Origin of the sequence: Actinomadura sp. 6N118 (assembly GCF_044326415.1) — a bacterium.
GTDB lineage: Bacteria > Actinomycetota > Actinomycetes > Streptosporangiales > Streptosporangiaceae > Spirillospora.
Genome location: NZ_JBIRAZ010000031.1, coordinates 60917 through 80176 on the forward strand (window position 1 = coordinate 60917; position 19260 = coordinate 80176).

The 19260-nt window shown below is 67.8% G+C and carries 19 protein-coding genes; 6 read left to right on the forward strand and 13 right to left on the reverse strand.

All coding sequences use genetic code 11. From position 1 onward, the window contains the following. The first annotated feature begins 29 nt into the window (after positions 1-29). Positions 30-509, forward strand: a complete 480-nt coding sequence (locus ACH34W_RS48860; protein WP_395968113.1) for a MarR family winged helix-turn-helix transcriptional regulator — start codon at positions 30-32, stop codon at positions 507-509. A gap of 454 nt (positions 510-963) precedes the next feature. On the opposite strand, the gene ACH34W_RS48865 is transcribed toward ACH34W_RS48860, so the two are convergent. Continuing rightward, positions 964-1353 carry a nuclear transport factor 2 family protein gene (locus ACH34W_RS48865; protein WP_395968114.1) on the reverse strand — a complete coding sequence of 130 codons (390 nt, stop codon included), beginning with the start codon at positions 1351-1353 and terminating at the stop codon, positions 964-966. A gap of 107 nt (positions 1354-1460) precedes the next feature. Between ACH34W_RS48865 and ACH34W_RS48870 the strand changes: the two genes are divergently transcribed. Then, entirely contained in the window at positions 1461-2234 is a 774-nt protein-coding gene (locus tag ACH34W_RS48870) for a helix-turn-helix domain-containing protein (protein WP_395968115.1), read from the forward strand. Between the two features lie 193 nt (positions 2235-2427). On the opposite strand, the gene ACH34W_RS48875 is transcribed toward ACH34W_RS48870, so the two are convergent. The 4 genes from ACH34W_RS48875 to ACH34W_RS48890 form a co-directional block, all read right to left on the reverse strand. Continuing rightward, on the reverse strand, positions 2428-2871 hold the full coding sequence (locus ACH34W_RS48875) for a methyltransferase domain-containing protein (protein ID WP_395968116.1): 444 nt from the start codon (positions 2869-2871) through the stop codon (positions 2428-2430). Positions 2872-3342: 471 nt separating this feature from the next. Continuing rightward, positions 3343-4590: an aspartyl protease family protein gene (locus tag ACH34W_RS48880; protein ID WP_395968117.1), complete on the reverse strand. Its 1248-nt coding sequence runs from the start codon at positions 4588-4590 to the stop codon at positions 3343-3345. 849 nt (positions 4591-5439) lie between these two features. Beyond that, positions 5440-6240: an ArsR/SmtB family transcription factor gene (locus ACH34W_RS48885; RefSeq protein WP_395968118.1), complete on the reverse strand. Its 801-nt coding sequence runs from the start codon at positions 6238-6240 to the stop codon at positions 5440-5442. A 78-nt stretch (positions 6241-6318) separates the two neighbouring features. Further along, a complete protein-coding gene (locus ACH34W_RS48890) occupies positions 6319-6795 on the reverse strand; it encodes an Lrp/AsnC family transcriptional regulator (RefSeq protein ID WP_395968119.1) in 477 nt (158 codons plus the stop codon). 89 nt (positions 6796-6884) lie between these two features. On the opposite strand from ACH34W_RS48890, the gene ACH34W_RS48895 reads away from it, so the two are divergent. Further along, positions 6885-7373: a DUF2000 domain-containing protein gene (locus ACH34W_RS48895; protein ID WP_395968120.1), complete on the forward strand. Its 489-nt coding sequence runs from the start codon at positions 6885-6887 to the stop codon at positions 7371-7373. Between the two features lie 300 nt (positions 7374-7673). On the opposite strand, the gene ACH34W_RS48900 is transcribed toward ACH34W_RS48895, so the two are convergent. Continuing rightward, positions 7674-8165, reverse strand: a complete 492-nt coding sequence (locus ACH34W_RS48900) for a GNAT family N-acetyltransferase (RefSeq protein WP_395968121.1) — start codon at positions 8163-8165, stop codon at positions 7674-7676. A 64-nt stretch (positions 8166-8229) separates the two neighbouring features. Here ACH34W_RS48900 and ACH34W_RS48905 point away from each other — a divergent pair, with 64 nt between their 5' ends. Then, a complete protein-coding gene (locus ACH34W_RS48905) occupies positions 8230-8523 on the forward strand; it encodes a putative quinol monooxygenase (RefSeq protein ID WP_395968122.1) in 294 nt (97 codons plus the stop codon). A gap of 6 nt (positions 8524-8529) precedes the next feature. Here ACH34W_RS48905 and ACH34W_RS48910 read toward each other — a convergent pair whose 3' ends face one another. From ACH34W_RS48910 to ACH34W_RS48925, 4 genes are all read right to left on the reverse strand, one after another. Next, complete coding sequence (locus tag ACH34W_RS48910) at positions 8530-9417, reverse strand: hypothetical protein (RefSeq protein ID WP_395968123.1); 888 nt, start codon at positions 9415-9417, stop codon at positions 8530-8532. 364 nt (positions 9418-9781) lie between these two features. Next, a complete protein-coding gene (locus ACH34W_RS48915) occupies positions 9782-11347 on the reverse strand; it encodes a DHA2 family efflux MFS transporter permease subunit (RefSeq protein WP_395968124.1) in 1566 nt (521 codons plus the stop codon). Between the two features lie 97 nt (positions 11348-11444). Then, complete coding sequence (locus tag ACH34W_RS48920) at positions 11445-12038, reverse strand: NADPH-dependent FMN reductase (protein ID WP_395968125.1); 594 nt, start codon at positions 12036-12038, stop codon at positions 11445-11447. Between the two features lie 195 nt (positions 12039-12233). Beyond that, positions 12234-12599, reverse strand: coding sequence for a YybH family protein (locus ACH34W_RS48925; protein WP_395968126.1), 366 nt, complete (start codon positions 12597-12599; stop codon positions 12234-12236). 170 nt (positions 12600-12769) lie between these two features. Here ACH34W_RS48925 and ACH34W_RS48930 point away from each other — a divergent pair, with 170 nt between their 5' ends. Then, positions 12770-13261 carry a winged helix-turn-helix transcriptional regulator gene (locus tag ACH34W_RS48930; RefSeq protein WP_395968127.1) on the forward strand — a complete coding sequence of 164 codons (492 nt, stop codon included), beginning with the start codon at positions 12770-12772 and terminating at the stop codon, positions 13259-13261. Positions 13262-13334: 73 nt separating this feature from the next. Here the strand turns inward: ACH34W_RS48930 and ACH34W_RS48935 are convergent, their stop codons facing one another. Beyond that, complete coding sequence (locus ACH34W_RS48935) at positions 13335-14087, reverse strand: SDR family oxidoreductase (protein WP_395968128.1); 753 nt, start codon at positions 14085-14087, stop codon at positions 13335-13337. Continuing rightward, on the reverse strand, positions 14084-14956 hold the full coding sequence (locus ACH34W_RS48940) for an NAD(P)-binding domain-containing protein (RefSeq protein ID WP_395968129.1): 873 nt from the start codon (positions 14954-14956) through the stop codon (positions 14084-14086). Before ACH34W_RS48940 ends, ACH34W_RS48935 begins: the two co-directional genes overlap by 4 nt. 98 nt (positions 14957-15054) lie before the next feature. Here ACH34W_RS48940 and ACH34W_RS48945 point away from each other — a divergent pair, with 98 nt between their 5' ends. Beyond that, complete coding sequence (locus tag ACH34W_RS48945; RefSeq protein ID WP_395968130.1) at positions 15055-18366, forward strand: BTAD domain-containing putative transcriptional regulator; 3312 nt, start codon at positions 15055-15057, stop codon at positions 18364-18366. Here ACH34W_RS48945 and ACH34W_RS48950 read toward each other — a convergent pair. Beyond that, positions 18363-19253, reverse strand: a complete 891-nt coding sequence (locus ACH34W_RS48950) for an SDR family oxidoreductase (protein WP_395968131.1) — start codon at positions 19251-19253, stop codon at positions 18363-18365. The two genes, ACH34W_RS48945 and ACH34W_RS48950, sit on opposite strands and share 4 nt — an antisense overlap. Between the last annotated feature and the right edge of the window lie 7 nt (positions 19254-19260).

Below are 19260 nucleotides of genomic sequence, written 5' to 3' on the forward strand. Positions count from 1 at the left end.
TACCTCGTCGGCTGGCGTATTCTGGGTGAATGGGAAAAGCCACGGGTGAGCCGATGAGCGTCGTCACCGCACTGGTACGTTCCTCATTCCTGGTAAACGCCGTGTACGCCGAGTCGGCCCGGGAGTACGGGCTGACTCCGCAGCAGGGGCAGCTGCTGTGCGTGCTGATGTCGCAGCCGTACGGGATGACTGAGCTCGGCGGCGTGCTGGGCTTGGCCAAATCAAGCCTCACCGGCCTGGTCGACCGGACGGCTCGTACCGGCCTCGTGCGCCGCGAGCCTGACCCGCGCGACGGGCGTGCGGCACGGGTGGCGCTGACCGAGGAAGGCGGCAGGATCGCAGAGGAGTTCTACGCCGAGACCTGCCGTCGCATCGAGCTGCTTCCGTCGGGACTCGGCGATGCCGACAGCGGCAAGCTCGCAGAGCTGCTTGGCCGCGTGGTCATCGACAACGAGGTGCCGGCGGTCTTCATGGAGCTCGACGAACGAGCTCCCGCAGCCCAGGGTTAGTTGGCGGCCGAGGCAGGCCGTGAACAGCAGAGGGAACAGGTCATGGACAACGGCGCTCGCGCGGTGCTGCTGGTGCTCATGGCTAATGGCGGCTCGGCCCCGGCCGACGCGTTGGCGCGGTCCTGGGCGAGGTCCTGGAGTAGACGCCCGATGATCGGCATTGGGAGAGTTCACCGGAACGGACGTCTTCCGCCTCGCCGCCAGGTTCACCGACATCCGGCGGCCCCATTGACCGGCTCTCTAGCCGCCATCGCGACCGAGCCGCGTCGGATGCATCAGGGTCATAGCGCACCTCGGCGTTTCCGCTCACGCGCGCGAACTGATCGCGGTTAGCTCGAACAGCTTTGGGTGCGGCTCTTCTAGAAGGATCCCGTGAGCGGGGCGAATTCCTGTTCTCCTCGAGAAGGAGCCGCACCCTCACCCCTTGTCGTTCGACGGAAGGGTGATCGACCGGTCAGCGCTCAGCGGGCTCCCACCACACCAGATTGGCGGCCGCCTGGGCCACCGGCTCGATGATCTCCCAGCCCTCGGCGATCAGCCCGTTGTCGAGGCGCCAGATATCGACGACCGCGATCTCCGGCCCGGCGTCAGGCAGCTCTCGCCGCGAGTGCATCACGACGTGATCACCGTCGGCCAGCAGGTGGTGGACCTGGACCTGCATCCCGGCCAGCGAGGTGAGCGCCGCGTGTACGGCGGCGAGCCATTCCGCCTTGGTCGAGGACGTCGAGTCCGGCCGGTGATGGACGAAGTCATCGCTCAGCAACGGTTCAAGCGCGTTGGTGCTGCCCGTCTCGATCAGATCCGCCAGTGCTCGTTGAACGATGCTCTTGTTGCCTGTGGTCATGGACGCAGTGTTTCCACGGCCGCAACGGTTGTCGATGAAGTCGCATTTCATGGCGTAGGGCCCCACGATGAGTACTCTCGATGACCGTGCACACGGTCGGGAATCTCTTGCGGCAGTGGCGGCATCGCCGGCGACTCAGCCAACTCGATCTTGCGATCGCGGCCGATGTCTCGGCTCGTCACGTCAGCCTGGTCGAGACGGGCAAGTCCAACCCCAGCGCCGACATGATCCTGCGGCTTGCCGACCAGCTCGATGTGCCGCTGCGGGAGCGCAACCGGCTGCTGCTCGCGGCCGGTTTCGCACCCCGCTACGCCGAACGGCCCCTGGATGACGACGCGTTGTCGGCGGCACGGCACGCCGTCGCAAGAGTGCTCCGCGCGCATGAGCCCTACCCGGCGCTGGCCTTCGACCGCCGGTGGAACATCGTGATGACCAACCACGCGGTCGAGCCGTTCTTCGCCGACGTCGATCCCGACCTCCTGCGGCCCCCGATCAACCTGGTGCGGCTGGGACTGGACCCGCGCGGGTTCGCTCCCCTGGTCGTCAATCTGGCCGACGTGCGCGCGGTGTTCCGCTCCCGCATCAGGCGCCAGCTCGCCGTCGCCCCCGACCCCGAACTCACCGCGCTCTATGAGGAGCTACTGGAGCCCAGCTCCGAGGACACGTCGAGCCAATCGGTCGAATCCGACGTCGTGATCCCGATGATCATCCGCATCGACGGACGAGAACTGCGCCTGTTTTCGACGATCACCACATTCGGCACCCCGATGGACATCACGCTGCACGAAATCGCGATCGAGTCGTACTACCCAGCGGATGCGGAAAGCGCCGCTTTCTTCGAAGAGTCCCACAGCGACGTTCGAGCAGCCGCCTTTCCCTGATCAGCAATGACCGGATAGCCATTGGGTGGGTTGGGGTCATCCCCCATTGAACGCGGCCGACGATGGCGGCGAGGTGGTGGCGCACTGTGTGCGGCTTCTCCTGGGAGTGAGCTTGATGGTCAGGTGGGTTTCTCCCAGATGGAGATGTGTTTGCGGCTTTCGCTAGTGAAGGGGTTGCGCGAGTCTTCGCAGGTCAGGGAGACCGACCTCGATCACGAAGTGGCCGCCGGGCGCAAGGTGGGCCCGCAGCGTTGCGGAAGCACGCCACCTGAGCGGCCTGCGTCGTCAGGTTCATGATGGTGTTGAAGACCAGGTACGCGACCGAGAACGCCCCGTCCACTCGTGTGGTGGCGAAATCACCGATCGTCACGCCGATCCCGTCGCCGCCCGGTTTGGCGCGCAGCCGGGCCACCATCGCCCGTGACAGATCAACGCCGTGCACCGGGACACCCCGGTGCGCCGGCGGCAAAGCGATCCGTCCCGTGCCGATGCCCAGTTCCAGGGCCTGGCCACCACCAGCAAGCTCACCCAGGACCTCGACCGCCGGCTCCACGACATCCGTCTCGAACATCTCCGCCGACGACTCGTCGTAGGTCGCCGCGACCTCTTCCCCGAAGTAGCCGCCCGGATCATCCATGGCCGGACCGTAACCACGAAAACTGCTGCGGCGCCAATCAATTGTTGGGCACGGCTCTGCCCGCGGGTGAGCGTGCTGACCAGGCCGTGAGCGTTTATCCGCCCGTGTAGACGGACGCTGGCATGGCGCAAAGTGAGGTCCTGCGATCTGCGATCACATGGGTCCGCGGACGCCTTCTCCGACCTCGCCGGGCTCAGCCACCACGGCTTGGCGATCGCGGCGCCCACACGGGTCCGGGTCGCGGCCGCCGGCGACCCAGCTTCCTCCACCGCGATCACGTAAAGTCGATCGAACTGGCCCATGCCCTCTGTGCTCGGCGGCATCTAACCAAGACAAACCCCCGATCCGCCGACCACACATCGGCGGATCGGGTAACGCTACGGCAGACCTCCGGGCCGTCTACCGGCAATCGGCAGCGCGAATTCGCCGCGATGACGGCTCAGGTCTGCGCTCCGTGCGGTTTCGCGGCGATCAGGTGGCCTTGCCGCGGGCGATGTAGAGGTTCATGTCAGTGAAGTCGAGGGTGATGTTGTAGGGCTTCCAGAAACTGTGGGAGATGTGGGCCGGCACGTCGAACCCGTAGGGGGTGAGCGACCGCTTTGGGTTCATGTAGCAGTAGAAGTCCTTGGCGACGGCGTTGCCGAGGCGGACCTCCTTGGGGTAGCAGGGGTAGATGACGACTGGGTGGCTGTGGGCGGCAGTCTCGACCGGGCGGTCGTAGTCGATGGGGATCCGCAACTGCTTGGCCGTTTCCCCGTGCACGCCAGCGGCGATCTCGCCGGTTCCGCCGAAGTTCACGGCCATGACCCGTGGACCGGAGCCGGCGAAGCTGCCCCTGCTGTGGCACATGTGCTCACGGGCCAGCCACAGCGGCAGAGGCTTGGCGCCCGCTCGTTCGGCATCGGCACGTGCTTTCCTGGCCGTTTCGGGTGTGCGGCGGCGCAGGATCAGCGACTGGCCCGCGTAGTCGAAGGTGGTCAGCAAGTGGTACAAGACCCACGTGCCGATCATGCCGTCGTGCTCAGTGTCGACATCTCCGCCCGACTCCCACTCCGACCAGCTCACGGGGATGTTGCGCAGTTCGATGCCGCCCAGCTTGAACGACTCCAGCACCCCGAGGTATCGCCAGATGACGCCCTTCAAGAAGTCGAGCTTGTGCTTTGTCACGGCGCGCAGCCCGACTTCCTTGGCCACCGATGCGGACACGCTCAGCGGCCCGGTGCCGGTGTAGAACGTGAAGCGCTTCAACGGTCCGCCATTGACCGACGCCTCTACCAGCGGATACGGGTCCATTTGTTTCCATTTCAGCCGCGCGCTGTCTCCGTGGATCTGATAAGGCTTGCCACTGACTGCCGCGAACCATTTGGCGTCGATTTCGTTGCCGGCCGCTTGCGCGCGTGGTACGGCGAGGGAGAATTTGTCTTGCCGGATGTAGCAGTCGGCCAGGAACTGGTTGGCTTGCTTGTCGGCGGGTGCCAGCTCGACAGCCATCTTGAGGTATTTTTCGGCGTCGGGGAACTGGTTGGCCACCAGCCCGACATAGCCGCGCTGGCGGGTCGCGTGCAGATTCGTGGGGTCCTTCTTCAGGATCTTCTCGTACGCGCGGCCGGCCTGCTCGAACTTCCCGGCCCTGAACAACGCGTCGGCCTCATTACTGCCGGCTTGCGCCATGGCCGCCTCGCCCAGCATCGGCGCCGTCGCGGCGGCACCGGCCACCACGGCGGCACCCCGCAACAGCGAACGCCGGTCCCATTCTCCGTCATCAGCCACGGCCTTCTCCTTTTCGTGATCGCCTTCCACACGCAACTTTCTAGCGACCGAGAAGTCACAGCACGGTGCCGAAAGCTGTGACCCGGCTGTGACCCCAGGTCCGCGGCCAGAGCCAGGGGAAACGGAAGATCGTTGTGGTGACGAGGTGGAAGCCCCAAGCGCTGGCACGCCTTCAACGCAGATTGCGTTCCACCGGGAAAGGCCGTCTCTACGCCCGCGCCGAACAATCGCCCGGGGCCGGGCCGATTGGGTGGGTAACACGGGGGGTCGGCCGCGATCGCAGCCATGGCTGCCCGTTACACGTAGGGGGGTGACTGAGAGCGCGCCGGCGATCGCGCACGCATCGGCCAGGGTGAGCGGATTGGCGTGCTGGGCCCGGTCGGCCAGCCAGGTGCGCAGGCCCTCGTCGGCGCGGCGCCTGGCAGCCGTCCCGGGCTCAGTCTGGGCGGAAGGAGAACGAGCGGCATCGCAGACGACCGCGAGCTCTTCGTCTTGGCACTTGATCGCTGAGGTACTGCCGACGTCGTCGGCGCGTTGTATCCGTGTACCCGCCATCGTCGCCCGGCGAGATCACTTATGTCACCGAGCGCGCACCCGTCCCACCGTGAACGACCCGGTCACCCCTGAGCTGCCCGCCGCCGCCGTTAACGCCGTAACGGCGGCGGGGTTTGCCATCCCATGCCGATTGGTTTTGCCAGAGCACACTATTTCGTGTAGCGAACTAATGTGCTGCTTCTGCGTTTCCGATGACGCGGGGCGAATGGTCCCCGCCCTGGTCGAGGCGGGGACCATGAAGGGCTAGGACGGCAGCGACAGGGTCTCGCCGGACTCCAGCAGGGTCTTGAGGTTGGAGAGGATGGCGGGCCAACCGCCGCTCACACCCTTCAGCATCTCGCTGTCGGGCTCGAAGTCGTCGTGGACCACGGTGAGCTTGACCGTGTCGTCTCCGGCCTGCTCGATCTCGAAGGTCACCTTCGAGCGCTTCTCCTTTTGTAGTTCGGCGAGCTTCTCCTCGCTCCAGCCGAACCACTCGGCCATTTCGGGCTGGTAGTTGTGCCAGGTGTACGAGAGCCGCTTGCCGGGCTCAGCCTCCAGGACCTGCTGGTCCCAGTCGCTGAACTCGCTCTTGGGGTCCATCCGCCACTTGATCGGGGACCCGACCTTCCAGTCCGAGTCGGGGCCGGTGCCGTCCATGTAGCGGCTGATGAAGGCCGCATCGGTCAGGGCCTGCCAGAGCTTCTCCGGCGTCGTCTTGATGTACGTCACGTACACGAACTGTGTGTCGCTCATCGGTGTGTCCTCCAACGCTCGTTTGAGATCGGCGAGCGCGCGGGCCCGGCCGCGGTCGTACCGGTCGATCCAGCGCTCCGCGATGTCGTTGATGGGTGCCGCGTTGAGGTGGTGCAGCTTCTCCCTGCCCTGCCGGATCGTGGTCACCAGGCCGGCGGACTCCAGCACGGCGAGGTGCTTGGTGACCGCCTGCCTGCTCATGTCCAGTTCGGCGCACAGCTCGCGCAGGCTCTGCCCGTTGCGAAGGTTGAGGGCGTCGAGCAGTTGCCGGCGGCTGGGGTCGGCGAGTGCCTTGAAGATCGCGTCCATCACCGTCACATCAATTCAGGCAACCATCTGGTTGCATGTCAGATTAGGCAACTAATAGGTTGCCTGTCAAGGGGAGGCTCAGCCGCGCCGCGGAGATCGCTCGGGGGCGGTGCCGGACGTGGGCTTGCGGATGTGGTCATAGACCAGGGAGGTGCGCACGTCGGCGATGTTGCGATGCCGTGCGACGTGGTCGAGGACGAAGTCGCGCAGATGTCCGGCGTCACGTACGGCCACCTGGATGATGAAGTCGTCGCCACCCGACACCACGAAGATCGCGAGCGTCTCGGGAAGTTCGGTGACGTACTCGCGAAAACCCTCGACCGCCTCGCGGACCTTGGGGTGCAACCGCACGTTGATGAGGGCCTGCAAGGGGCGGCCCAGCTGGGCCATGTCCACCTCTGCATGGAATCCAGTGATCACGCCGCGCTTCCGCAACGCCCGAACCCGCTCCAGGCACGTCGAAGGAGCGATGCCGAGCCGTTCGGCGAGTTCCCGGTTGGTCTGCCGTCCATCGCGCTGCAACTCCTCGACGAGGGCCGCATCAAGTTCGTCCATCACGCCTCCTCATCCTCGATTGCCGAACTATCTTCGGAATGTAGCGCTACTGATTGAGAATCAGTCGGCAGATCGACGATTCTCCTGTCATGACTTCGGAACACTCGACAACGTTCGCCCCCACCTGGCTCGACACCCTCGTTCATGAGTCCCACCTGCCCACCAAGGAGCAGGCCGTCAAGTGGGTCATCGTGATCGACCGCGAACTGCCCGCCGGTCTGCAGTTGAACGCGGCGGCCTGCTTGTCGGCGGCCGTGGGCAAGGCCGCACCGGCCATGGTCGGCGCCGGCGGTGTCGACGCCTCCGGCAGCCCACATGCGGGACTTCCCTGGACGGGCTGCACCGTCCTCGCGGCCACCGGCCCCATCCTCAAGACCATCCGCACGACCGCACTCACCGAACCCGACCTGCTCGTCGCCGACATGGCAGCGATCGCGCGTCGTGCCCGCGTATATGACGACTACCTCGCCGGGCTGGCCCACGCGCAGGACGACGACCTCACCTACAACGCGGTGAGCATCGCCGGCCCCCGCCCGCTCGTCGACCGCCTGACCGGCCGCTTCCCCCTACTCCGATGACCTCGTTCGCATCCCTGCCGCAAACGCCAACTGTCGGCGCGAACGCACGCCTCCGATCTGCCCGGCCCCCTGTCGGCGAACAATGCGCCTTCGACCCCGGTGGAGCCCTTCGTACGAGCGGAGCGCCTCATACGAACGGAGCATCCGTGCAAGGGGAGCCTTCACGCAGGTTGAGCGTCCGTGAGGGTTGAGTCGCTGTGCGGGTTGAGCGCCCGACAAACGGTGCGTCCGACGGACGGCGCCCTTGGTGGTCGGGCGCGGTTTGTGCGGTGGCGTGGGTCGTGCCGGGCGCGGTGAGGGCTATGGGCGGAGGGGGCGGAGGTAGTGGACGATCGGTTCGTTGTCGCCGGACACGGCGACTTCGCCGGTGCGGGAGAAACCGAGCCGTTCGTAGAGCGCGTGGCCTCGGGTGTTGTCGGCCTGGGTGAAGAGTTGGACGCGCTCGTAGCCGCGGTCGCGGGCCTCGTCGACGAGGGCGGCGAGGAGTTGCCTGCCGATGCCCTGACCCCAGAGCTCGGGCAGCACGGCGACCATGCTGACATGACAGAGGCCTGGGATGGCCTCGCCGAGACCTCCGTCGAGGCGTCCGCTCATGCCGGCGGCCGATCCGATGATGCGTCCGTGGTGTTCCGCCACGAAGAAGAACGTGCGCGGATCGCCGAGGCGGTGGGTCGTACGGGCGCGGGCATGCTCCTCGATCGGAGGGTCAACGGCCCGGGCGGCATCGGCGAGGAAGACGACCTCGGAGGCAGCGATCACGTCGGCTGACGTTCCACGCCGGACGACTGCCATTGCATCAGGTTAGCCGTGTCCGTTTGGCGGTCTGCCGTTCGTCGGTGGGACGAGAGGAGTGATCATGGAGATCATCGTTGCGGGCAAGGTCTTTGTGGATCCGGCCGAGCGAGACCGGTTCGTTGAAGGGCACCGCAACATCGTGGAGCAGTCGCGCAAGCAGCCCGGGTGCCTCGATGTGGCGATAACGTCTGATTCCCTTGAGCCGGGGAGGGTCAACATCTTCGAGCATTGGGAGTCGGAAGAGGCACTGGAACGCTGGCGTGCGGCCTCCCCACGACCGTCGGTCTCCATCGAGATGTCAGACGGTCAGGTGCTCAAGCACGAGATCACCAACACGAGGCCGCCGTTCGACTGACGGCCGTCAGATCCTGCCGTTGCGCTGGAGTACGTCGATTGCGTTGACGGTGACGGCACCGCGCCATTCCAGGGAGCCGGCGGGGGAGATCTTGGCGTACTCGACGGTCCAGCCGCCGTCGTCCTGTTGGAGTGCGGCCAGGCGGTCCAGGTCGGCGGAGATCTGTTCGGGGGTGAACAGGGCCCGCGAGGCGCTGTTGGGGTACGGCGAGAAGTCCAGCGGATGCAGGTACTCGTCCTCTGTTCCTCCCTCGACGTAGAGCTTGCCGTCGTCGGGAATGTACTTGCCCAGGCGCGTAAGAAGCTCGGCAGCCTCGGGGTAGGTGTCGTGCACCGCGTCGAGGAACAAGATCGAGAACGAGAGGATGTACGCGTGCGGTGCCTCGTTGAGGGCCGCGATCTGGTCGAGGCAATAGCGGGTCGCGCGGGCGAGCCACGGGTGGGCGGCGACGGCCGGGTCGTGCGCCGCGACGCGATGAGCGGCCGCCGCGCTCACGCTGGTGATCTGCAAGGACGACACTGTGGGGTCGGCACCTTGCCACCAGGGCGCGGTCGCGGCGGTGGTAGTGAGCGGCAGTGCGAACGGTACGCCGCCGTCGGGCAGCGAAACGGACTGCATCCAGTCGCACAGGGCCACGGCCTGCGGGGCGGTGGCCGGTGCGATCGCTTGGAACACCCCGAAGGCGTGCAGCGCGGCGCCGGGCTGGCTTTCGGGTGAACGAAGGTCGGGTTCGAGGCCCCAGCCATAGCCACCATCAGGGTTTCGGTAGCCGTCCACAGCGGCGAGTACGCCGGCGGTGTCGGTCTCACCAAGCAGCAGCTGGAAGCACCGCCGGTCCAGGACGCGGGAGTGGCCTGCCATGAAGTCGGCGGCCGCGGAGATGTTGATAGTCATGTTCCCCATCGTGTCCCTCGATGGAGCGGCCGGTCTTGTAGGTTTCGGACCTCGCCGGGAGATTTACTTGATCATCCTGATGTTGTTTGACGTGAAACACCTCCCGCTCACGGTGCAGGCCGGCGGTGCCTTGGGTCGCCGATCTCCTCGATGACGCGTGCAGTCCAGGGCGGCCCGTAAGGCGCCGCACAGCTCGATGAGCTGTGCGCCTTCGGCGACCAGGCGTGCCGCGACCACCACCGACGAGGACGGTACGGCAGGTGGCCGTGTCCACGATGGTGATGTCGCGGTCGGCGGCGTCGATGGATCCCCAGTGGGCGAGTGCCATGGGCCCGTCGCTCCGTTCAGAAGAAGCGACCAGGAGTTAGCGCGAGTGTGCGGGACGGTGCCGGGGGAGGAAGAGGGCCGGGATCAGGGACAGGACGATCAAGACGAGCGCCCAGCCGTAGGTGTGTTGGAACGCGTCCGCCAGAGCAGGGGCCACCGATGAACGGGTCTCGTCGGACATGTGCGTGCCCAGGTCGCCGGCCAGGGCGGCGGGGCCGGAGAGCCGGTCGGCCATCGCGTTCGTCAGCAGGACCGAGACCACGGCGGTGCCGACGGCGCCCGACATGGTGTTGATGAGGTTGACCGTGGTGCTGGCCGCCGGTGCCTCGTCGTGGGACAGGCCCCGGGTCGCCGCGGTCATCGTCGGCATCATCGTCGTCCCGCCACCGGCGCCGATCACCGCCAGCGCGGTCATGAGCACCCAGTACGGGGTGTCGGCGGCGAGCGCGCCGGTGAAGAGGGCGAACCCGGCGGCGGCCAGAGTGATCCCCGTCAGCACGACCTTTACTGGCGCGAACTTGTCGACCAGCCAGCCGCCGATTTGCATCGCGGTCCCAGAGGCCAGGGCTCCCGTGATGCCCAGCAGGCCTGCCATGGTCGCGGATTCGCCGCGTACGACCTGGTAGTAGAGCGGTAGCAGGATCATCGAGCCGAAGTACCCAGCGGCGAACAACACCAGCGTGCCCGTGGCCGACGCGAACGAACGGTTGCGGAAGAGCGCCAGGTCGATCAGCGGATTCCGGGCGGTCATCGCGCGGGCTGCGAAGCCGGCGATCAAAAGGCTGCCCACCACGATGGGGACGATGACCCCGGCGGAGCCGAAGTCGTGGCGTTCCCCGCCCGTCGTCACGCCGTAGATCAAGGCGGCCAGGCCCGGCGACAACATCAGCAGGCCGGGAAGGTCGAGCGGGCGGCGGGCCTGCGGGGTGTCGCGGGGGAAGAGCCGCGCGGCCAGGACGATCACCACGGCCCCGATCGGCAGGTTGATGAAGAACATCCAGCGCCAGGAGACCTCATCGACCAGCCAGCCGCCCAGCACCGGGCCCGTCAACGGCCCGACGAGGATGGCGAGGCCCAGCGTGCTCATCATCCGGCCCAGCCGTTCGGGGTCGGCCGCCCGCAGCAGGATGGTCATCCCGACCGGCATGATCATGCCGCCGCCGAGACCTTGCAGCACACGGAACGCGATCAGCGACTCGATGTTCCAGGCCGCGCCGGCGAGCACCGATCCGGCCGTGAAGAGCCCGATGGCCGTCAGATAGAGCCGTGTCGCGCCGAACCTGCCGGTCGCCCATGCCGAGACGGGGATCATCGCGCCGAGGGCGAGCGAGTAGCCGCTGGCCACCCATTGGACGGTGGCGAGCGGGGCGTTGAAGTCCTGCGAGAGCCGACTGATCGCCACGTTCACCACGGTCATGTCGAACGTGGTCATGATCGAGCCGAGTACCAGGATCAGCACGATCGCGGTGGTGCGCGGCGCGGGCACGCGGTCGGGCACCGTGCCGGAGCCGGAGCCGGAGCCGGAGCCGATGCCGGAGTCGGTGCCAGTGCCGGGTGCCTCGGCCGCCGAAGGACGGCGTGAGTTGGAGGCGGTGGTCGTCATTTCAAGGTCCTTAAGTGGAGCGCGCAGCTCGTCCTGGAGTCGGGCGCGGCGGCGTCTCTCGCGCCACGGGCGCGGCGAGTGCAAGGGGAAGGCGGGCTCAGGCGGCGTACGGACGGGTGGCCTTCGCGTCACGAAGCGCGTGCGCCCACCAGGTGAGCTGATCGAGCATCGTCTTCGCGGCGGCCTCGCAGCCCGCCCCGTTCCGATGTGTCCCGTCCTCCTCGAACTCGCCCCAGGAGTTGTGGAAGCTGACGGTGTCGCGGATGGTGACCGCGTGCAGTTCGGCCAGGACGACCCGCAGCTGCTCGACCGCGCGCAGGCCGCCGGAGACGCCGCCGTACGAGACGAACCCCACGGGCTTGGCGTGCCACTCCTTGTTGTGCCAGTCGATGGCGTTCTTCAGCGATGCCGGGAAGCTGTGGTTGTACTCCGGAGTGACGATCACGAACGCGTCGGCGGCCGCCAGCCGTGGCGACACGGCCGCGAGTTGCCGCTCGACCGCCTCGGCGGGCGGCTGCCCGAACTCCGGGAACACCGTCGGCAGCGGGGTCTCCGCGAGATCGATGACATCGACGGCGAGGTCCTCGCGCCGCGTCGCCTGACCGGTGAACCAGTTCGCCACAGTCGGGCCGAACCGGCCTTCCCGGATGCTCCCGACGATGACCGCGAGCTTCAGAGGGGTCTGGCTCATCGTTCTCTCTCCTTCATCCGATCGCAGCTCATGCCGCGTTTTCGTTGATGAAGAAGACGCTACGGATCCGGCTGGGCCCCGGAATCTGTCACGTGACTGGCTTCGGTGACTGAAGACCTACCTGGCCCGGCCGACGTCGCTCAGGTAAGCGTGCAGCGTGGCCAGGTAGAGCGTTCAGCGTGCCAGGTACGGCGTTCAGCGTGGCACCTCGGGCCGGTCGATGATCCGCAGCCAGGTCCCGTCGGGCTGCCGCCGAGCGACCTGCACCCGTCCACCCGTGCCGTCGGCGGGACGGGTGGAGGTCAAGGCGAGGTCGCCGTGGAAGATCGTCGGCAGTGGCTCCTCGACCGCGAAGTGCGGCTTGGCTTCGAGCATCGTGTCGAACACGGCCCGGATCGCCGCACGGCCGACCGTCTCACTCCCAGGCGGAAAGGCGAGCACCGCGTCGTTCTCATAGAGCTCGGCGAGCCCCTCGGCGTCACCGTCGTTCACACGCTGCACGAACAGCCGCGCCAGATCCTCAGGCCGATCGGCCTTCTCCCGCATTCCGTTCATAGCCATGGCGATCAAACCCCTTCACTATCCGTTAAACACCACTCTCCAACTGCTCCGCTCAGAAGTCCAAGACATAGTTCGTCTCACTTCCAGAACCAATGCTTATGAACGATCGCTCCTCACTGTGATCGGTTCCCTTTTGTAACTGAGGGCATCAACAGGTACTATTTGGTCACATGGACGACGGAAGTCAGCGAGCGCCCCTTTGCCCCGGCACGGACGGGGACTACGACGTTCTTCAGTGGGACACGCGCGAAGACTGTGAGGTCCGGCAGATCCTCGACCGGGTGGCGGACAAGTGGTCGCTGCTGGTCATCGCCTTGCTCGACCGCCGCAGCCTCCGCTTCACCGAGCTGCGCCGCAAGATCGACGGAATCAGCCAGCGCATGCTCACCGTGACCCTGCGGCAGTTGGAGCGGGACGGCCTAATCAGCCGCACCGTGCATCCAGTCGTCCCTCCCCGGGTGGACTACGAGCTCACCCCGCTCGGCGCGACTCTGCACGACACCATCCGTTCCCTGGTCAGCTGGACCGAGCAGCATCAGAACGAGATCGCCACGGCCCGTGCCGCCTACGACATCCGTGTCGAGGCTGAGAAGGAAGCCGCCGACCAGGAGGCCGCCGAACGAGACGCCCTGGCCCGCGACGTCCTCGCCGGCCGACGCTGATCAACCCGGAGGCCCTCGTTCGCACAGCACGTCCGAACGAGGGCCCTGCACATCTTGAAGACGTGCGGTGGGGTTAGGCGGCTATGTGGCCTAGGCCGCCATCGGCTTCCAGGACGATGCCGGTGCTGAACGTGGCGTCGAAGGCCAGGTAGAGGACGGCGGCGGCGATCTCTTCGGGGTCGGCGTGCCGGGACATCGGGGTCAGATCCGCGCCCGCCTTCTGGTTGGCCTCCTTCTCCTCGTCGGTCAGCCCGGCGATGCCCATGGTCGGGGTCTGGGTGAAACCGGGGCTGACCACGTTCACCCGGATCCCGCGCGGCAGGAACTCGGCGGCGAACGCCTTGGCCATCCCTCGTACGGCGGTCACCGAGCCGGTGGCGACGCTCGACTGCGGGTAGCCCAGTCCGTCGAGGACGGCGGTGGTGAAGACGAACGAGCCGCCCTCGTTCACCAGCGGCAGGAGCCGTTGGGTCGTGAAGAAGCCGCCCTTGACCTTGATGTCGAAGGTCCGGTCGAAGCTCTCCTCGGTGACGGTCTCGATCGGGGCGAACTCCGCGTAGCCCACGTTCACGAACACCAGGTCGACCCGGCCGAGCTTCTCTTCGGCGACGGCGCCGAGGGCGTCGATGTCGGCCATGCTGGCGGCGTCCGAACGAACCACGTGCGCCGGGAGCCCGGCGAGCTCGGTGCGTGCGGCCTCGATGTTCGTCTCGTTGCGGCCGGTGAGGAGCACCTCGGCACCGCCATCGAGCAGTGCGCGGACGACGGCCAGGCCGATGCCGTGCGTGCCACCGGTGACAACGGCCTTCTTTCCCTCGTACTTCATGAACGGATTTCCTTGCCGATGGTGTCGACCAGATCGGTGAGCACGTCGCCCTCGCCGGCCGCGATGATGTCGCGCATGGGGGTGAGCAGGTGGGCGAGCAGATCCAGGCTGACACCTTCGGAACGACTGGCCTGGACGATGTTCGCGAGGGCGATCGCCTGCATGTCGAGCGGCGACTCCTCGGAGGGGATGTCGCCTGCCTCGCGTTCCGTTGACGAGGGGGCCAGGATGTTCGCCATCGCCTGCAGCCATGGGATCAGCAGCGACGTGGTGAACTCCGCGGCCCGTTCGGGGCCGATCAGGGCGGTCGCGTGGCGGGCGCCCGCGATGGTCCCGTACATCCCGGAGAGCAGGGCCAGGTCGTTCAATGCTGCGAGCCCAGCGTCCGCGCCCACGAACTTGGGCACGGCAAGGATCTCCAGCGCGGCTTCATGGCGATCGAACGCCGCCTGCGATCCGCTGTAGAGGATGAACGCCTCGGGTGTCCCGATCATTGACGGGATGGCCATGATGCCGCCGTCCAGGTATTCGGCGCCCTGGGTGGTCGCCCATTCGCCCGTGCGGCGCGCCTGTTCAGGCTGTCCGTTGGTGAGGTTCACCAGGACGCGGCCCTTCAGAATGTCGGCGTTGGGGGTGAGGAGTTCGTCCACGGCGGCGTAGTCCAGCACGCACAGGACCACCAGGTCGGACGCCCAGAGCGCGTCGCTGACCGTGGCCGCCCGGGTGGCGCCGCGCGCCGCCAGGGCGTCGGCCTTGGCGGCGGTACGGTTCCAGACGGTCGTCGGGTGGCCGGCCTCCAGGTAGGCGTTCGCCAGGGCCTGGCCCATGGAACCCAGGCCGATGATCGTCACAGATGGATTGTCGGTCATGATCTCTCCAGTTCAAGGCGTGTGGCTCCACTCTGCGAGGGGCCTCTCTCGATCGCCTCTCGGTCCGCTCACGGGGGCCGCTGGGTAACGTGAACGGCATGCGTTTCGGGGTGCTGGGTCCGCTTGAGGTGTGGGCGGCGGACGGCAGCGCCGTACGCGTTCCCGAGGCGAAGGTCCGCGCACTCCTTGCCGACCTTCTGGTGAACGAGGGACGCGTCGTGTCGGCGGACCGCCTCGCCGACGACCTCTGGGGTGAGGACCTGCCCGGCAACCCTTCTGGTGCGCTGCAGACGAAGGTGTGGCACCTCCGCCGCGCCCTGGAGGACGCCGAGCCGGGCGCACGCAAGCTCGTGGTCTCCCGTGCTCCCGGTTACCTACTGCTCGTGGAGGCCGACGCGATCGACGCGGGCCGTTTCGGTGCGCTGCTCGCGCAGGCCACCGCGGCTGACGATCCGCGAGAACGTGCCGCGCTGCTGACCGATGCGCTCGCGCTCTGGCGCGGCCCGGCGTACGCCGACTTCGCCGACGAGGAGTTCGCCCGTCCCGCGATCACTCGCCTTGAGGAGCAGCGCCTGGTCGCGCTGGAGGAACGCGCCGCCGCGCGCCTCGAACTGGGTGAGCACGGATTGCTGGTCGGCGAGCTCGCGGACCTGGTCGAGCAGCACCCGCTCAGGGAACGGCTGCGGGCCGTACAGCTGCGGGCCCTCTACCGGGCCGGCCGCCAGAGCGAGGCCCTCGCCACCTACAACGATCTCCGCGCTCGCCTCCGGGAGGAGCTCGGCCTCGATCCCGGTCCGGAGCTCGCCGAGCTCCAACGGGCGATCCTCACCCAGGACCCGGCCCTCGACCCGAAACATCCGGCCGAAGCACCTCCGCGTACCAACCTGCCCGCCTCTGTCACCGAGCTGATCGGCCGTACGGACGCGATCGCAGCCGTGCGCGACCTCCTGAAGACGAGCAGGCTCGTCACCCTCACCGGACCGGGCGGCGTCGGGAAGACCCGCCTCGGGATCGAGACAGCCGCCCGGTCGGACTTCCCGGACGGCGTCTGGCTGGTCGAGCTCGCCACCCTCGATCGCACCGCCGGACTCGATCGCCTCGCCGACCTCGTGACCACCACCCTCGGACTCCGCGACGACACCGCCCCCGAGGAGGACCCCCTCGGGCTGATCGCCACGACGCTGCGCACCCGGCGGACACTGCTCGTCCTGGACAACTGCGAGCACGTCATCGAACCGGCCGCCGCACTAGCCCAGCACCTCCTGAAAACCGCTCCCGACCTGCACATCCTCGCGACCGGCCAAGAGCCCCTAGGCCTGTCAGGCGAGTCCATCTGGCCCGTCCCGCCACTAGCCCTACCGGCCACGACGGACCCACCCACGCCCACCGCCCCACCCGCCGCGCCCGCCCTGCCTGCAGCGACCGACCCTCGTACGGCGACTGGCCTGCCTGTCGCAATCGACAGGGTTTCGGCCACGGATCACCCCGACCTCGGCGTGTTGCGGGAGTCGAGTGCTGTGCGGTTGTTTTTGGCTCGCGCAGCTGCCGCTTCGCCTGGCTTCCAGCTCACGCAGGAGAACGCTGCGGCCGTGGTGGAGATCTGCCGGCGGCTGGACGGGATCCCGCTCGCCTTGGAGCTCGCGGCCACGCGCCTGCGCGTTCTCGGTGTGCGGGCACTTCGCGACAGGTTGAACGATCGGTTCCGGGTGCTGGCCTCTGGGCATCGGGGTGCGCCGCCCCGCCAGCAGACGCTCCGAGCGGTGATCGACTGGAGTTGGGAGCTGCTGACGGGGGCAGAACGCACCGTCTTGCGGCGCCTCGCGGTCCACGCGGACGGCTGCACGTTGGAAGCCGCGGAAGAGGTCTGCGCCGGGGGCGGCGTGGACGCGGCCGACGTCCTCGATCTCCTGGCCCGGCTGGTGGACCGTTCGCTCGTGGTCGTGACAGAGCGAGCGGACGGCACGCGTTACCGGCTGCTGGAGTCGGTGGCCGTCTACTGCCACGAGAGACTTGAGGACGCGGGCGAGGCGACCGCCGTACGGGAGCGCCACGGGGTTCACTACGCCGCGTTCGCCGAACGAGCGGCGCGCCACATCCGGGGACATCAGCAAAGGCAGTGGCTGGAACACCTCGACGCCGAAGCCGCCAACCTCCGCGCTGCGCTCGAAGGTGCGGCCCGGCGCGGGGATGCCCACCTCGCGTTGCGGTTGGTCAATGCCCTCGCCTGGTACTGGTTTCTGCGGGGCAGGCTTAGCGAGGCGAGCCGTTCGCTCGGCCTGGCGTTGGCGGTCGAGGGTGACGAAGCGCCCTGTTCCGTACGGGCGGAGGCGATGGTCTGGCGGATCGTCCTGGCCATCCGCGCGGGCAATGTGCCACGCCCGATGGATCGGGTGGACGCCGTGCTTGATTTGTTCGAGCAGCACGACGATCCGGCCGGAGCGCGGGCTCACGCGGAATGGCTGCTCGGCTTCGCCCTCTTCGGCTACGGAGACATCTCGATCAGCGAAGACCTGGTGAGCCGTGCGCTGATGGGCTTCCGTGCCGTCGGCGATCGCTGGGGTACCGCCGCCGCGCTGAGCACGCAGGCCAACCAGGCTGTGTTGCGCGGCGACTTTCCGGCGGCCGAACGGTGCGGAGCGGAGAGCGCGGCGCTCTTCCACGAACTCGGCGACCGGTGGGGGCAGCTCGCGACCACGGATGTGCTGGGCGCTGTGGCGGAGGTCACTGGAGACTACGAACGTGCCGCCCGCCTGCATCGGGAGGGGCTGCGCACGGCCGAGGAGCTCAAGCTGTGGCCGGACGTGTCGCGCAGGCTCTCCGGGCTCGGCCGCATCGCGCTGCTCAGCGGCGATCACGTGCTTGCCGGTGAGTTGCTCGAACGCGGACGGCGGCTGGCGGCCGACCATGCCGACGAGGCGGCCGAGGAACACGCGGAGATCGGCCTGGCGCTCTTGGCGAGGCGCCAGGGCAGGCTCGACGCCGCCGAGGCCCACCTGCGGCGGTGGCTCGACTGGTGCCGGGAGCGGGGTGGCGACCATGGCGTGGCGTTGATCCTCGCCGAGCTCGGCTTCATCGCCGAACAGCGCGGTGACGCCGAAGCCGCGATGTCACTCCAGGCGGAGGGGTACGAGACCGCTCGTACGACCGGGGATCCCAGGGCGGTCGCGCTCGCTTTGGAGGGCCTGGCCGGTGCTCATGCCCTCTCCGGTGACCATCTCCGGGCGGCGGGGCTGCTCGGCGCCGCCCACGCTCTCCGCGGGTCCGTCGGCACCCCGCTCCCTCCGGCTGAACGCGGTGACGTCGAGCGCATCACGGCCGCCGTACGCGACGCGCTCGGCGAATCCGCGTTCACCGCCGCGTTCACAGAGGCCGAACTCCCGCACGTCACCGCCAGCCGCTGGCCGGTCTAGGCCTTGGCGAGGAAGTCGCGGTAGTACGAGGCGAAGTCGGGCTGCGACCCGTCGACGTCGGTGAACCCGTACTCCTTGGCGAGTTCCCCGCTGCTGTACGAGCCGCCGGTCTTGGCCATGATGTCGGGGTCGGAGGCCAGGGCCACGACCGCGCGTGCCACGTAGGCCGGTGTCTCCGAGGCGACGAAATGCTGATCCTTGGCGATGCCGTCCCGCCAGTTCTCCTCGGTGACGCCGAAGATCTCAAGCATGGCCTCCGACCGCAGGAACCCCGGCGTGAGCGAGAGCGCCGCGACGTTGTACGGCTTGAGCTCGGCGGCCTGGTTCTTGGCGAGCCGGATGACGGTCTGCTTGGCCAGGTCGTAGAAGAACGTTCCGCGATAGCCGCCGAGCAGCTCGTCGACGAACTGCTCCGTGCCGTCAGTGACCTCGACGACCAGGCCGCTCTTCTGGCCGACCATCAGCGGCAACGCGAAATGGCTGGTGATGATGTGCGTGTCGACCGCGCGGTGGAAGAGCGCCAGCCCTTTGCCGAGGTCGTGCTCCCACAGCTTCTTGTCCCACTCGGTGAGCGCCTCCCCGCCCCACACGTCGTTGACGAGCACGTCCAGGCGGCCGTGGTCGGCTCGGATGCGTTCGACGAGGGCCCGTACCTGCTCGGGTTCGGAGTGGTCGACGCGGATCGCGATGCCGGTGCCGCCGCGCGCGGTGACGAGGTCCGCGGAGTCCTCGATCGTCTCGGGGCGGTCGAGGTCGGAACGGCCCGCGCGGGTGCTGCGGCCGGTGACGTACACCGTCGCGCCCGCCGCGCCGAGTTCGACGGCGATGGCCCGGCCGGCTCCGCGCGTGCCGCCGGCGACCAGGGCGACCTTGCCACTGAGGTGCATGACCCAT

Coding starts and splice junctions, on each gene's coding strand:
- ACH34W_RS48940 (WP_395968129.1), bottom strand. CDS start 14,956: ATGACCGACAATCCATCTGTGACGATCATCGGCCTGGGTTCCATGGGC.
- ACH34W_RS48885 (WP_395968118.1), bottom strand. CDS start 6,240: ATGGACGCGATCTTCAAGGCACTCGCCGACCCCAGCCGCCGGCAACTG.
- ACH34W_RS48930 (WP_395968127.1), top strand. CDS start 12,770: ATGGACGACGGAAGTCAGCGAGCGCCCCTTTGCCCCGGCACGGACGGG.
- ACH34W_RS48925 (WP_395968126.1), bottom strand. CDS start 12,599: ATGGCTATGAACGGAATGCGGGAGAAGGCCGATCGGCCTGAGGATCTG.
- ACH34W_RS48935 (WP_395968128.1), bottom strand. CDS start 14,087: ATGAAGTACGAGGGAAAGAAGGCCGTTGTCACCGGTGGCACGCACGGC.
- ACH34W_RS48950 (WP_395968131.1), bottom strand. CDS start 19,253: ATGCACCTCAGTGGCAAGGTCGCCCTGGTCGCCGGCGGCACGCGCGGA.
- ACH34W_RS48900 (WP_395968121.1), bottom strand. CDS start 8,165: ATGGCAGTCGTCCGGCGTGGAACGTCAGCCGACGTGATCGCTGCCTCC.
- ACH34W_RS48860 (WP_395968113.1), top strand. CDS start 30: ATGGGAAAAGCCACGGGTGAGCCGATGAGCGTCGTCACCGCACTGGTA.
- ACH34W_RS48895 (WP_395968120.1), top strand. CDS start 6,885: ATGACTTCGGAACACTCGACAACGTTCGCCCCCACCTGGCTCGACACC.
- ACH34W_RS48890 (WP_395968119.1), bottom strand. CDS start 6,795: ATGGACGAACTTGATGCGGCCCTCGTCGAGGAGTTGCAGCGCGATGGA.
- ACH34W_RS48875 (WP_395968116.1), bottom strand. CDS start 2,871: ATGGATGATCCGGGCGGCTACTTCGGGGAAGAGGTCGCGGCGACCTAC.
- ACH34W_RS48905 (WP_395968122.1), top strand. CDS start 8,230: ATGGAGATCATCGTTGCGGGCAAGGTCTTTGTGGATCCGGCCGAGCGA.
- ACH34W_RS48910 (WP_395968123.1), bottom strand. CDS start 9,417: ATGACTATCAACATCTCCGCGGCCGCCGACTTCATGGCAGGCCACTCC.
- ACH34W_RS48915 (WP_395968124.1), bottom strand. CDS start 11,347: ATGACGACCACCGCCTCCAACTCACGCCGTCCTTCGGCGGCCGAGGCA.
- ACH34W_RS48865 (WP_395968114.1), bottom strand. CDS start 1,353: ATGACCACAGGCAACAAGAGCATCGTTCAACGAGCACTGGCGGATCTG.
- ACH34W_RS48920 (WP_395968125.1), bottom strand. CDS start 12,038: ATGAGCCAGACCCCTCTGAAGCTCGCGGTCATCGTCGGGAGCATCCGG.
- ACH34W_RS48945 (WP_395968130.1), top strand. CDS start 15,055: ATGCGTTTCGGGGTGCTGGGTCCGCTTGAGGTGTGGGCGGCGGACGGC.